Source organism: Flavobacterium sp., assembly GCF_023151265.1.
Lineage (GTDB): Bacteria > Bacteroidota > Bacteroidia > Flavobacteriales > Flavobacteriaceae > Flavobacterium.
The window spans coordinates 1-13,981 of the sequence record NZ_JAKLJH010000061.1 but is presented as its reverse complement, the minus strand read 5'-3'; the positions used below and the strand labels follow the sequence as shown (position 1 = coordinate 13,981).

Below are 13,981 nucleotides of genomic sequence, written 5' to 3'. Positions count from 1 at the left end.
AAATTAACACAAGAAAAAAAGTAGTTTTTAATGAAAAATGGAGGTGGTCATTTTGCTCCGAAATTAGGTGGTCATTTTGAATTGGAATCAGGTGGTCACTTTAAATTGGAATTGGGTGGTCAATATCACTGGAATTTGCACTCATATGCCTTATTTTTGGAACTAAAGAAAGAATCGAAAAATGTTGAATATCGTGACAGTTCAGATGATATTCCTTGGATTTATATAAATTGGAAAGGTAAATCTTATTATATTCAAGAAGAAGATGATGGAAATTTTTCTTTTGGATTTTGTAAAGGCAATAATGACCAAATTGGACTTAAAGAAATGCAGCAAAATATTGAGAAAATAATTCTTAAAAATAATTTACAAAAAAGAGAATGAATTCAAGTTTAATAAGTTAATAATACTTTTAAAATCAAGTATTACATGTTTGATATAAAATCAAAGTTTTGATTAGTGCTTGGTCTTTGTACTTTGTTTAAAAGTTAAATTCACGAAGTTAAGAATCGGCAATGTCTCAAAAAAATAAATAGATAATTAGGCATCTTTATTTTGTTTGTATACTTGTCAATTTGGGATAACTTCTTGTCAATTCGGGATTAACTGCTTTGAGAATACTAGCATTCTCAGAGCACTGTTCTATTTTTGAGGAATGGAATGGTATAAGATTTTAGGTTTTGATAATAAAATAAAAGTTTTACATGATAAAAATTGACTTAGATGATACCTATGATGCTGTTTCTGCCAGTGAAGATTTTAAAAGATTTACGTTTATTTCTCCACTAAAAGATAGTACAAACTTAGAGATGCATGTCTTGATAAGTGAACACCCTGATCCTTTTTTACCTAATGTATTTAATTTAGCATTTGGACCTTTAGGAGATGATAATGAAATAAATGACTCAATTGCTGTACCTCATCATAACATAAACAAAGTTTTTTCGACTATACTTCTTTTTGCTATAACATTTTTAGAGGTTAATAAGGAAGAAAACTATTCTATAGGGATAGATGGTTCTGATGAGAGAAGAGCCTATCTTTATCATAGGATGTTTAGGTATAATAGCGACACTCTATCTGATACCATCGTTACAGTTGGTGTTGATTGGTATGTTAAACTACTAAGAAATGGCACAGATATTGAAAGAGATAGTGACGGATTACCACTTTTTAAACCAAGACCTGAACCATTTGATTTAAAAAGAAATCCTAGAGATTTATATAGATATTATATCTTTTCTCTAAATATTTAAAATAAATTAATACCTTTGTACTATGAGACAAACAGTTCAAAATAAGATTACTAATCTTAAAGCATTGGCTAAAGGTAGTGTTTCTAATTCTATTGCTAAGAGTTCTAACAGAATGGTTAATGATAATTTATCTAAGTCTATTCGAACAGAAAGAGATGCAAAAGTTTTTAGAAAAGAGCTTTCTATTGCTATTAAATTAGCGAAAGAATAGAATGTAAAAATTAAGAATATTAATTATATAGTGCTCACTTCATAAGTGGGCATTTTTTATAATATATTATCGATAAAATATACAAAGTGTATTTGATAGCTATAGCTGCTAATAAAATAAGAGAATAATGAAAGATGCTTGGGCATCTTTTTTTATGTTTATAAACTTGTTAAATTGGAATAGCTTCTTGTCAATTCGGGATTAAAGCCTTTTAGCACTACTTCACTTTTTAATACTGTTCTATTTTTGAGGAATGGAATGGTATAAGATTTTAGGTTTTATAGTTGCTTGGGTCGTGGGTCTCTACATAAGAGGTTGGATTTATGAGCAACGGAATGGGTATAAACGGAATGATAGTTGGAAGAATAGGAAGAAATAGAGATGCTTAGGTGTCTTTTTTTGTTTTATATCCTATCAAAATGTTATATATCTTTGATATAACTTAATGGAAGTCTGAAATATACCTTTTAAACAAACAGTTATGCCTAAAGCAAATGCCTTAGATTGGAAAACTTACGAATCTATTACAAAATATATCTACGAAACTTTAGGTAAGCAATCTGGAGTTACGGTAAAAGGTTATGGGAATGACTGTAAAGTAGCTGGGAAATCAGGAGTTAGTCATCAGATAGATGTTATTACATCGCATAGCGAAGGCAGCCATACCTATGAAACAGCCATAGAATGTAAATACTGGAAAAAAAAGGTTAGCAAGGATATTGTTATGAAGCTTGTACAAATACTTGAAGATACCGGAATCAGCAAAGGAATTATTGTTTCAAAAAGCGGTTTCACACGTGATGGTATTCAATATGCAAAGCATAAAAATATAGGGATAGTCCATCTTCGAGAATATGAAGAGAAAGACTTGCAGGGTAACAGTCATCAAATTGATATTGCAACTCTTGATTTGAACATCAAAATACATAGAACGCGACCAGAAATAATAAGTATTGACATAGGTGACAATAGGAAAATTGAAATTAAACACGAATTCGATTATTTCGACTTTACCATTATACTCAAGAACGGAAATCAGGTTGCCTTTTATGATTATGTAAATGATTTTAGAAAACAAATTAATCGTCTAAATGATAAAACTAAGCCGTTAACTGGAAAGTATAAAATTCCAAGTAGCATTTTATTAAATCGAAAAACTGGAGAAAAAGTAGATTTAGACGAAATACTATTTACTGGTCAACTCACTGAAAGCGATGACGATCGTAATTTAAAATATACTATTGTTGACAAAGTGTGGTTATTAATGAAATCTATTTTTGAAGAGCGAACATTTTCTTTTTCGGAAAATGGAATAATTATAGAACATAAGTAAATATTTATACCCGTTTTTTAAGCGATGCTTCTCTGAATTTGATGTGTTAAATTCGGGAATTTACTACTCTATCATTTGCTTTTTTAAAAACAATGTAAGCAATTGAATTTACTGGATTTTACAGTATTGGATTCTGGAATTCGTGGTGTTTGATTCTAGAATGCAATACTATAATTTTTAACTTTTTTCGAATGAGAAGAAAATAGTTTTATCTCACAAATTCATAGGTGTTAAATTCCCGAATTCATGGTGTTGAATTCGGGAATTAGTGTTGTAAGATTCTATTCAATTTATGAGCTTTTAGAAATAGCTTGTATAGATAATTTATTTTTTAATAAAGACATATCCTCACTTACTTTTCTATCCAACACTTTGGCATAATGTTGTGTCGTATGCAAATTTTTGTGTCCTAGCATTTTGCTAACTGTTTCAATAGGCACTCCATTTGTCAATGTTACAGAAGTAGCAAACGTATGTCTGGCCATGTGGAAAGTTATTTCTTTTGGAATATCGCATAAGTCTCCAATTTCCTTTAAATAAGCATTCATTTTTTGGTTAGTGAGTATTGGCAAAATGCTATTCTCATGTAAGCATTTAGGATGATTGCTATATTTTTCAATAATTTCTTCAGCTATTGGTAAAATTGGAATTTTAGATTTTGTTTCTGTTTTTTGACGGTTTTTGAAAATCCATTTTTCGCCATCAATGCCGATTCCAATATGATCTTTTTTCAATCCTTTGACATCAATGTAGGCTAAACCGGTGTAGCATGAAAAAATGAAAATATCTCTAACTAGTTGTAGTCTTTCTGATGAAATTTTCTTGTTGTAGATTTTCAACAATTCCTCTTCAGTCAAAAAGTCTCTTTCAACTTCTTTCATTTTACCTTCATATCGAGTAGTAGGGTCTTTGTCTAACCAGTCATTATCTAGGCATATCTTAATGATTTTTCTAAAATTTCTAACATATTTGACAGCTGTATTGTTGTTGCATTTTTTTACACTTCTTAAATAAAATTCAAACTCGGTTACAAAGGCATAGTCGATTTTATTGATGCTGATATCATTCACGTTGTATTTCCAAAGAATGAATTCCTGAAGGTGTTTTAATGAGATTTTAAATCGCTCCAAAGTTCCATAAGCGTAACCATTTCCAATGAGGTCTTTAATTTTATCATTATGGGTTTGATAAATTGGAATGATCATTCGCTCACGTTCATGTGTTCCGGTCAGTCTTGATTTAAAATTTTCTATTGATAGTTCTTCATTCTTGTGAAGTAATTCCATTTGAATATCAAAAACCTTTGATTTGATTAAATCTAGGTAGTTATTTAATGACCTAGCTTCATCTGAGTTGCCTTTCATTTTTGATTGTTCCGATGACCATTTTGATTTTTCAATGAATTTCTTGGTACTGAATTCAAAACGCTCTCCGTTTACAGTCAACCTGAAATAAATTGGCAATTGACCGTTTTTGTTAGCTTTGGAAGTTTTTGCATAAGCATGCACAGTGATTTTTGCTTTCATGGTGGTGACCTTTTAATTACTATTCAATTTAATTTTTAAAGTTTTAGCAAACAAGATGTACACTTTTTGAACCAGTATTAAACTGGTTGTTAGTACAGTGTTTACAGTGCTTGAGAGAATTTAGCGAGACCCAAAATTGTAAAAATTTTTAGGGTCTCGATTTTGTCCCTTTCGCATTAAGATTGAATGAATAATTTGGTATATGACCCAAAGCAAAAAGCCGATAAATCTTAAGATTTATCGGCTTTTGTGACCATTTGTTTTTAAATGTGTGGGCGATGAGGGGTTCGAACCCCCGACCCCCTCGGTGTAAACGAGGTGCTCTGAACCAGCTGAGCTAATCGCCCCAATAAGATGCTTTACTATTACCGTATTGCGAGTGCAAATATACACTGAATATTTATAAATGCAAGTGTTTTTGAAAAAAAATTACACAATTTCTGCCACCACAAAAGTACTTCCGCCTATGTAAATAAAATCAGAATCATTTGCCGAATTTGATGCTGATTCATAAGCTTCTGATACCGAATTAAATACTTTACCAAACAAACCAAAATCACTAGCTCTTTGTTTTAAAATTTCAGCATCTAATCCGCGAGGCACATTTGGTTTACAAAAATAATATTTGGCGTTTTTCTGAAATAAAGGTAAAATCGAGTCTAAATCTTTATCATTTACAACACCTAAAACCACATGAAGCGTTTCAAATTGATGTTTTTGAATTTGGTTTAATACAATTTTTAATCCATGACTGTTGTGAGCGGTATCGCAAACTGTAAAAGGCTTTTGTTTTAAGATTTGCCATCTACCGAGTAATCCTGTGTTTTGAATTACATTTTTCAAGCCTAACTTAATATGTTTCTCTTCGATATCAAATTGTGATTGCAATAATTCAATAGCTTGAAGCACTGTTTTCTTGTTATGAACTTGATAATCGCCTAACAAAGCACATTCGTAAATAACTTCTGGATTCTCTTGAGCAAAATATATCGGTGCACTTTCTAATTTCGCTTTAGCAATAAAAACTGGTTTTGTTTCTTCCGAATATTCGCCAACTACAACAGGCACATTTGATTTGATAATTCCTGCTTTTTCTGTAGCAATTTTTGGTAACGTTTCTCCTAAAAACTGAGTATGATCAAAACCTATGTTAGTAATTACTGAAACCAAAGGTGTAATTACATTGGTAGAATCCAATCTTCCTCCCATCCCAACTTCAATCACTGCTACATCAACTCGTTCCTTCGCAAAATAATCAAAGGCTAAACCTACAGTCATTTCAAAAAAACTCAACTGATTAGCCTCAAAAAACAATTTATTTACCGAAATAAAATCAACCACAAAATTTTCAGAAATCATTTCACCATTGATGCGGATTCGTTCGCGAAAATCTTTTAAATGTGGAGAAGTGTACAAACCCACTTTATATCCAGCTTCTTGAAGAATCGAAGCAATCATAGACGATGTAGAACCTTTTCCATTGGTTCCTGCCACGTGAATGGATTTAAATTTAGTTTCTGGATGCTTTAAATGTTCTACCAATAAATACGTATTGGTCAAATCCTTTTTATAAGCCGAAGCGCCTTGCATTTGAAACATAGGCAACTGAGCAAACATCCAATCTGTAGTTTCTTTGTAAGTCATTTTAATATTTAAAACGAAGATTTGGGCTTTCTTGCCATCCATATTCCCGCTATCCATTACAATCAATGCTAGCGCATTGGATTTTCATTACTATCGGGGTTAGAGAGCCAACTATTAGTATTCTTGGTTATTCTCCTACTTGAAAATTCACTACCACAAAACCAATTTGAGTTTCGGGCGCATTAGCATCGGGTTGCCATTTGAAAGTTTTAGCCGTTTCTAATGCTGGATTTACTAAACAAGGATTGGTATTAGTTGTCCCTTGAGAACGTTCTGCTTTTATAACATTTCCTTGACGATTTACCCAAATCTTAACCACAACCTTTCCAGATTCGTTACAATCTTGCACCCTTTTACTGTTTCCAGATAATTTTCTTCCGGCTAATCCCCAACCAGTTCCTTTTCCAGTTCCTATTCCGTCGCCTGAGCCACTTCCATAAAAACTATTAGCATATAAGCTTCCATTTGGATTGCCTTTATCACCCCCAGAATCATCATCTCCATGACCTGATTGTGAGGTTCCATCTTGTTTTGGTCCTTTCAAAATGCTATTTAGCGCGCTATTACTTGGCTTTACAGGTTTAGTTTCTGTAGGTTTTACCACAGGCTTATTTTCAGAAGGCTTAACAACTGGCTTTTTAACTTCTTTTTTTGGTAATGTTATTGGTGCTTCTTCATCTTGCGTTAACACATCGTCTTCTTCTGCCGGAACAGGTTCAGATTGTGCTTGATCAGGTGACATTTGCACTGGTTCTGTTGGTTGAATCTCACCACTACCTGTATCGCTAGTTCCAAAGTTAACAGCAATTCCGTTTTCTGGTGGCGGATCCATGTAGGTTAATCCGAAAATAGTAAACAACAGAAAAAGTATCACAAAAATAACTGACGTTATTGTGAAAGATTTTTTCTCTTCTGGTGTTTCTAAAAATTTCATTTCTGATTATTTTGGATTAACAGCTACCACCATTTTAATTTGATTACGATAAGCAATATCCATCACTTTAACAACTTTTTCATGCGGAACTGATTTTTCTGCACGCAAAATAATGGCTTTATTTTCAGCATTTGCAAGCAAAGCGATTAACTGGTTTTCCAAATCGGCTTCGTTTACTTTTTCTTTATCAATAAAAAAATTCAAATCCTCATCAATACTAACTGCAGTACTTTTATTACTATCTGTTTTCCCTTTAGCTTTTGGCAATACTAAATCTAACGCATTAGTAGTTACCATTGTTGAAGTAAGCATAAAAAAGATAAGTAACAAGAAAACTATGTCAGTCATTGACGACATATTGAATTCTGTTGATACTTTATTTTTATTTTTTCCTATCCTCATTATACAGGCTCATTTAATAAATCTAAGAAATCTACTGCATTAGCTTCCATTTGGTTAACTACTTTATTGGTTTTTACAACTAAATGGTTATAACCAACATAAGCAATAATACCAACAACCAATCCAACTACTGTAGTGGTCATCGCGGTATAAATTCCTTCAGCTAAAACACCAACTTCAATTTGACCTCCTCCACTTGCCATTTCATGAAAAGCAAGAATCATACCAACAACAGTTCCAAGAAAACCAACCATTGGTCCCGCTCCTGAAATAGTTGCCAACATACTCGTGTTTTTCTCCAATTTATACAACTCTAAATTACCTGCGTTTTCAATTGCTGTATTAATATCTTCCAAAGGTTTTCCAATACGAGAAATTCCTTTTTCAATTAATCGAGCTACAGGCGAATTAGTTTGCGCACATAACATTTTTGCAGCATCTAGTTTACCTGACATAATATTCATTTTAATATTATTCATAAAACTAGCATCTATTTTTGAAGCTTTATTAATTGCCATCAAACGTTCAAAATACAAAAACAATGCAAAGAAAAGTTGAAGAAATAGAACAATCATGATAATTTGACCACCAATGCCTCCACTGGTAAGTAAACTCCATATTGATAATGTTTTTTCTGTTACTTGTTCGTCTGCTATTACTTGGCTAGCTACTGCTAAACTATCGGCTTGAAGAAATAAACTCATACTTATATCTAATTTGTAATTAAAACGTAGATTAAAATTAATTATTGTTATCTAATATAATGTTCTATAAATAAGAAAGCCATTGCTCCTGTTATAAATCCAGCGAAAGCTAACCAAGTTATTTTTTTTAAATACCAAATAAAATCGATTTTTTCCATTCCCATTGCAGCAACACCTGCAGCAGAACCAATAATCAACATACTTCCTCCTGTTCCAGCAGAATATGCTATGAAATGCCAAATTGAATGATCAATTTCATAAGTATACATTCCCATTGAAGCTGCAACTAGTGGTACATTGTCAATTACAGCTGACAAAATTCCTAATAGAATTACCACAACATCCATACTTGGTATTGCATTTGAAATACTTTCAGCAGCAAAACGTAAAGTTCCAACCTCTTGCCCATTTATAGAACCAAAAACTAAACTTTCTAAAGCGGCTACTGCCATTAAGATTCCTAAGAAAAATAAAATACTCGATATTTCAATTCTTGATAAAGCTTTATTTGCAGAATATAAATGCTTTCTGCTTTTATCAAAATTATCTTCTGGATGAATATATTCAGATACCATCCACACAACAGCTAAACTCAACATCATACCTACATAAGGAGGCAAGTGAGTTAAAGTTTTAAAAATTGGCACAAAAACAATTGCTCCTAATCCTAACCAAAGCATCGTTTTACTACTTAGTAAACGCTCACGATCTTCATGACTTTTTTCATCAACTTCAATTTCTCCTTTAAAAACTTTCATTCTTGAAGCTAAAGCGAATGGTACAATAAAACATAAAATTGCTGGAACAATAATATATTCCGACAAACCTCCAGCAGTTACTTTTTTAGCAATCCACAACATTGTAGTTGTAACATCTCCAATTGGAGACCAAGCTCCTCCTGCATTTGCCGCAATAACAATTAAAGAAGCATACCAAATACGCTCTTCTCTATTTTGGACTAATTTTCTCAATAAAGATATCAATACAATTGTAGCTGTAAGGTTATCAATAACAGCAGATAATATGAACCCTACAATTCCAGTAATCCATAAAAGTCTGATTTTACTTTTGGTTTTCACCATATCTTTCAATACGTCAAAACCTCTATGTAAATCGATTAACTCAACAATAGTCATAGCTCCAATTAAGAAAATCAAAATTTCGGCTACTTTACCAACATGATGTAAAAGTAAACCTTCAAAACCATGCTCTTGTTGATGAATATCAGTGGAATTAATATTAAAAACTGTCCCATAACCATCAATTACAGAAAACCAACCTTTGTGAAAACCAATAGCTAATAAAGCCCACATTAGAGAGGCCATTAATAGTGCTGGAACGGTTTTATCTAATTTTAAAGGATGCTCAAGTGTTATTGACAAATATCCAATAACGAATAGAAGTATTAATATTGCTTCCATGATTTATTTATTTTTATACAAGTTGTTTCAAAGCAATTTCAAAAGCAGTTGCACTAATATTCTTTTTATCTGAATTTATAGCATGTGCATTTTGAATTGCATTTTTGATTCTGTTTGAAGTATCAGAGAAAATAGCTTCATCTGTCATTTGTACTTTTTTCTCCATGAAATAAGCAAAAACTCTTGCCATTCCGCAATTTGCAATGAAGTCAGGAATTAAACTTACTTTTTTATCCGTTTCTTCCATAATTGGACCAAAGAAAATTTCTTTATCAGCAAACGGAACATTTGCACCACTTGAAATTACTTCCAATCCAGAAGCAATCATACTGTCTACTTGTTCTTTAGTAACCAATCTTGAAGCTGCACAAGGAGCAAAAACTTGAGCACCCATTGACCAAATCTTTTCATTGATTTCAGCAAACGGAATCATGTTATCTGCTACTAATTTATTCCCATCTTTATTCAAGAATAATGTTGTAATTTCTTCGAATGAAAATCCGTTTTCGTTGATAACACCACCATCTCTGTCGATGATTCCAACCACTTTAGCTCCCATTTGTGCTAAATAAAAAGCAGCTGCCGAACCTACGTTTCCAAAACCTTGAACGATAGCTTTCTTTCCTTTAACATCACCACCATAAATAGTATAATAATGACGAACTGCTTCTGCCACTCCGTAACCAGTAATCATATCAGCTACTGTATATTTTCTATTTACATCTGGAGAGAAATTTGGATTTTCAATCACTTTAATTACACCTTGACGTAATTGACCAATTCTATTGATTTTATCAGCTTCTGTTGGTTTAAAGTGACCATTAAAAACACCTTCTTGTGGATGCCAAACACCACAGTCTTCTGTCATTGGGATAACTTCGTGAATTTCATCTACATTTAAATCACCACCAGTTCCGTAGTAATTTTTTAATAACGGAGAAACCGCTTTATACCATCTTTCTAAAACACCTTTTTTTCTTGGATCGTTTGGGTCAAAATTAATTCCTGATTTAGCACCACCAATAGCTGGTCCTGAAACTGAAAACTTAACTTCCATTGTTTTAGCTAACGAAAGTACTTCGTTCATATCTAATCCCTTACGCATACGAGTTCCACCACCTGCAGCTCCACCTCTTAATGAGTTGATTACTGTCCATCCTTCTGCATCTGTTTCAGGGTCTTTCCAATTAAATACTATTTCTGGTTCTTTGTTTTCAAATTTCTTTAATAAATCTTTCATTGTGTTGGTTAAATTTTATTCGTTTTACAAATATACATAATCTGTTTAAGGACTAAAGCCTAAACTCTAATTTTTAGTTTTTTATAACATTCAATTAAATACAACTCCTGTCGAATGATTTTTACTAGCTCCTGTTACTGAGGACAATACATTAATTTCATCTCGTAATCGTAAAACTCCTAAAAATCCAAAAATTAACGCTTCTTTAAATTGAATGGTTTTATCATCGGGAATTAAAACCTCCGTTGTAGGTAAATAATTACGCAATCTCTCAATTAAAAATCGATTATAAGCGCCTCCTCCTGTTATAAATAATTTTGTATTTGGTTTTGAACAAATGTTTGCAATTTGAATAGCAATATGTTCTACAAAAGTGCGAAGTTTATCTTTTACATCAATTGAAAACGAGTTTATTAAAGGAAAAATTTTCGCGTTTACAAATTCCATTCCCAATGATTTTGGATAAGGCAAAGCATAGAATTCCAAATCATTCAATTGTTGCAATAAATCTTGATTGATATTTCCAGATTTTGCAAAATCCCCGGCATCATCATAAGGAAAGCCTAATTCATTCGCATAGAAATTTAAAACGGTATTCACAGGCGAAATATCAAAAGCAATTCGGTTACCATTTTCATTAAAAGACACATTCGAAAATCCTCCTAAATTCAAACAATAATCATATTCCGAAAAAAGTAATTCATCACCAATTGGAACCAATGGCGCGCCTTGACCACCTAGTTGTACATCTTGAACCCTAAAATCACAAACAATTGTTTGATTAACTAAATCTCGAATTATAGGAAGATTACCAATTTGAAGTGTAAATCCGTTTTGAGGTTGATGCAAGATTGTGTGACCATGACTACAAACGGCATCGATTTCAGTTAGCAGATTTTTAGAAATAAATTCAAAAATTATCGAAGCTAAAAGTTGGGTATAAGCGACATTCAATCCTTCTAATTCTGATGAACTAAAATGAATCGCATTTTTCAATTTAATAAGCCATTCTTCCGAGTACGAAACAGTTTCGGATTGAAAAATTTCAAACGTCCAACGACCTTAATTTTTGAATTTTATATAGGCCAAATCGACTCCATCTAACGATGTGCCCGACATAACTCCGATAACGTTGTAGTTTTCTTTAAACATGGGTTAAAATTACAAATTGTTATTGAAAATTTGGTAATTAATCTTTACATTTGGTTCCTGAAATTACAAAATAAACAAACATTACATCTAAATAATATGGATTTTAAATTAACCGAAGAGCATTTAATGATTCAGCAAGCTGCTAGAGATTTTGCTCAAACAGAATTATTACCTGGAGTTATTGAAAGAGACGAACATTCAAAATTTCCAACAGAACAAGTGAAAATGATGGGAGAACTTGGGTTCTTAGGAATGATGGTTGATCCAAAATACGGAGGAGCTGGTTTAGACAGTTTGTCTTATGTTTTAGCTATGGAAGAAATTGCAAAAGTAGATGCTTCTGCAGCGGTAATCATGTCGGTAAACAACTCACTAGTTTGTGCTGGTTTAGAAAAATACGGTTCAGAAGAGCAAAAAATAAAATATTTAACTCCGTTAGCAAAAGGAGAAGTAATTGGAGCTTTCTGTTTATCAGAACCAGAAGCAGGTTCAGATGCAACATCGCAAAGAACTACAGCTATTGACATGGGAGACCATTATTTAGTAAACGGAACTAAAAACTGGATTACAAATGGTGGAACAGCTTCTACTTATTTAGTAATTGCACAAACCGATGCTTCAAAAGGACACAAAGGAATCAACGTTCTTATCGTTGAAAAAGGAATGCCAGGTTTTGAAGTAGGTCCAAAAGAAAAGAAAATGGGAATCCGCGGATCAGACACACATACTTTATTATTTAATGATGTAAAAGTTCCAAAAGAAAATAGAATTGGTGCTGACGGATTTGGATTTGCTTTCGCGATGTCAACTTTAAACGGAGGACGTATCGGAATTGCATCTCAAGCCTTAGGAATTGCACAAGGAGCATACGAATTAGCATTGAAATATTCACAAGAGCGTGTAGCTTTTGGAAAACCAATTTTCAATCACCAAGCTATTGCTTTCAAATTAGCGGATATGCATGTTAAAATTACATGCGCAAGATTGCTAATTCACAAAGCAGCATCTGAAAAAGACAATGGTGAAGATATTGCACATTCAGGTGCTATGGCAAAATTATACGCTTCAGAAATCGCTTTAGAAGTAGCAAACGATGCTGTACAAATTCACGGAGGTAATGGTTACGTAAGCGAATACCACGTAGAAAGAATGATGCGTGATTCTAAAATCACTCAGATTTACGAAGGAACTTCAGAAATTCAAAGAATTGTTATTTCAAGAGGTTTAGTAAAATAATCAAAATAAAATAATTTACTAAAGGAGTTCAGCAATCAAGTTGAACTCTTTTTTTTTATTACCTTTAAAATAAAAATGCTATTTGAAAATTGGAAAGAAAATCTAGAACCATTAATTGACAAATATAAAGGAAGAAAGCATCCTCTAAACTATAACAATACCTATCAATTACTGACAATGGTAATTTTATCTGCTCAAGATTCGGATGCAAATATTAACAATATTACTATTCCTTTCTTTGAAAAACATCCTAATCTGGAAAGTATTTCAAATTCAAGTATTGAAGAAATCACCCCATATTTTACAAAAGTCAAAAATTATCCCACAAAGACAAATTGGATAATTGAATTAGCACAATTATTAAAAACTGACAACAATATTCCAACAAACTTAACAGATTTAGTCGCTTTAAAAGGTATTGGAAGAAAATCCGCGAATGTAATATTAAGAGAAACCAATCAAAAAGCTGAAGGCATAATAGTTGATTTACATGTTATTAGGGTCGTACCAAGAATTGGTTTAACACCAAAATATGAAGATGGAAATAAAATCGAAAAACTATTAATGCAACAACTCCCTTATGAAATTTGGAACGAAATAGGAATGGCTTTCTCTTTTTTAGGTAGAGAAATTTGCCGACCAACCAATCCAAAATGTGATGATTGCCCGATAAATATACATTGTAACTATTTTAAAAACTTAAACCAATAAAAAAAACCAACCTATTGAGTTCGTTGTTTCAAAAATGATACATAACAAAAAAGCCTGTCTAAATATAGACAGGCTTTTCAAAAGAAAGGCGGCGACATACTCTCCCACATAACTGCAGTACCATCTGCGCAGTCGGGCTTAACTTCTCTGTTCGGAATGGGAAGAGGTGAGCCCCGACGCAATAACCACCTTAAGAGGTTAAATTGCTTTG

13 protein-coding genes, 1 tRNA gene, 1 rRNA gene and 1 pseudogene are annotated in these 13,981 nt (G+C 32.5%); 6 read left to right on the top strand and 10 right to left on the bottom strand.

What is annotated here, in order from left to right; genetic code table 11:
• Positions 1-30 precede the first annotated feature (30 nt).
• From L6Q46_RS07280 to L6Q46_RS07265, 4 genes are all read left to right on the top strand, one after another.
• Positions 31-384 (top strand): hypothetical protein, encoded by a 354-nt coding sequence (locus L6Q46_RS07280; protein WP_291283747.1) that lies wholly within the window; start codon positions 31-33, stop codon positions 382-384.
• Between the two features lie 320 nt (positions 385-704).
• The gene (locus L6Q46_RS07275; RefSeq protein ID WP_291283746.1) at positions 705-1,256 is read left to right on the top strand and encodes a hypothetical protein; all 552 of its coding nucleotides are present in this window, start codon (positions 705-707) and stop codon (positions 1,254-1,256) included.
• Positions 1,257-1,278: 22 nt separating this feature from the next.
• Positions 1,279-1,467, top strand: a complete 189-nt coding sequence (locus tag L6Q46_RS07270) for a hypothetical protein (RefSeq protein ID WP_291283745.1) — start codon at positions 1,279-1,281, stop codon at positions 1,465-1,467.
• A 481-nt stretch (positions 1,468-1,948) separates the two neighbouring features.
• Positions 1,949-2,800: a restriction endonuclease gene (locus tag L6Q46_RS07265; protein ID WP_291283744.1), complete on the top strand. Its 852-nt coding sequence runs from the start codon at positions 1,949-1,951 to the stop codon at positions 2,798-2,800.
• A 290-nt stretch (positions 2,801-3,090) separates the two neighbouring features.
• On the opposite strand, the gene L6Q46_RS07260 is transcribed toward L6Q46_RS07265, so the two are convergent.
• The 9 genes and pseudogenes from L6Q46_RS07260 to L6Q46_RS07220 form a co-directional block, all read right to left on the bottom strand.
• The gene (locus tag L6Q46_RS07260) at positions 3,091-4,326 is read right to left on the bottom strand and encodes a site-specific integrase (RefSeq protein ID WP_291283743.1); all 1,236 of its coding nucleotides are present in this window, start codon (positions 4,324-4,326) and stop codon (positions 3,091-3,093) included.
• Positions 4,327-4,598: 272 nt separating this feature from the next.
• Positions 4,599-4,673 (bottom strand) — tRNA-Val (locus L6Q46_RS07255).
• An 82-nt stretch (positions 4,674-4,755) separates the two neighbouring features.
• A complete protein-coding gene (locus L6Q46_RS07250; RefSeq protein WP_291283748.1) occupies positions 4,756-5,970 on the bottom strand; it encodes a folylpolyglutamate synthase/dihydrofolate synthase family protein in 1,215 nt (404 codons plus the stop codon).
• 127 nt (positions 5,971-6,097) lie between these two features.
• On the bottom strand, positions 6,098-6,904 hold the full coding sequence (locus L6Q46_RS07245; protein ID WP_291283742.1) for an energy transducer TonB: 807 nt from the start codon (positions 6,902-6,904) through the stop codon (positions 6,098-6,100).
• Between the two features lie 6 nt (positions 6,905-6,910).
• Positions 6,911-7,306, bottom strand: coding sequence for a biopolymer transporter ExbD (locus L6Q46_RS07240; protein ID WP_111567847.1), 396 nt, complete (start codon positions 7,304-7,306; stop codon positions 6,911-6,913).
• A complete protein-coding gene (locus L6Q46_RS07235; RefSeq protein WP_111567848.1) occupies positions 7,306-8,010 on the bottom strand; it encodes a MotA/TolQ/ExbB proton channel family protein in 705 nt (234 codons plus the stop codon). Before L6Q46_RS07235 ends, L6Q46_RS07240 begins: the two co-directional genes overlap by 1 nt.
• Positions 8,011-8,057: 47 nt before the next feature.
• Positions 8,058-9,431 carry a sodium:proton antiporter NhaD gene (nhaD, locus tag L6Q46_RS07230; RefSeq protein ID WP_291283741.1) on the bottom strand — a complete coding sequence of 458 codons (1,374 nt, stop codon included), beginning with the start codon at positions 9,429-9,431 and terminating at the stop codon, positions 8,058-8,060.
• A 13-nt stretch (positions 9,432-9,444) separates the two neighbouring features.
• Positions 9,445-10,671, bottom strand: a complete 1,227-nt coding sequence (locus tag L6Q46_RS07225) for a Glu/Leu/Phe/Val dehydrogenase dimerization domain-containing protein (RefSeq protein ID WP_291283740.1) — start codon at positions 10,669-10,671, stop codon at positions 9,445-9,447.
• A 90-nt stretch (positions 10,672-10,761) separates the two neighbouring features.
• Positions 10,762-11,823 (bottom strand): annotated as a pseudogene (locus L6Q46_RS07220) (anhydro-N-acetylmuramic acid kinase).
• Between the two features lie 96 nt (positions 11,824-11,919).
• On the opposite strand from L6Q46_RS07220, the gene L6Q46_RS07215 reads away from it, so the two are divergent.
• Both L6Q46_RS07215 and L6Q46_RS07210 read left to right on the top strand, forming a co-directional pair.
• The gene (locus tag L6Q46_RS07215) at positions 11,920-13,059 is read left to right on the top strand and encodes an acyl-CoA dehydrogenase (RefSeq protein WP_291265143.1); all 1,140 of its coding nucleotides are present in this window, start codon (positions 11,920-11,922) and stop codon (positions 13,057-13,059) included.
• 75 nt (positions 13,060-13,134) lie between these two features.
• Positions 13,135-13,770, top strand: a complete 636-nt coding sequence (locus tag L6Q46_RS07210) for an endonuclease III (protein ID WP_291283739.1) — start codon at positions 13,135-13,137, stop codon at positions 13,768-13,770.
• Positions 13,771-13,853: 83 nt separating this feature from the next.
• Here the strand turns inward: L6Q46_RS07210 and rrf are convergent.
• Positions 13,854-13,963: ribosomal RNA gene (rrf, locus tag L6Q46_RS07205) — 5S ribosomal RNA — on the bottom strand.
• Between the last annotated feature and the right edge of the window lie 18 nt (positions 13,964-13,981).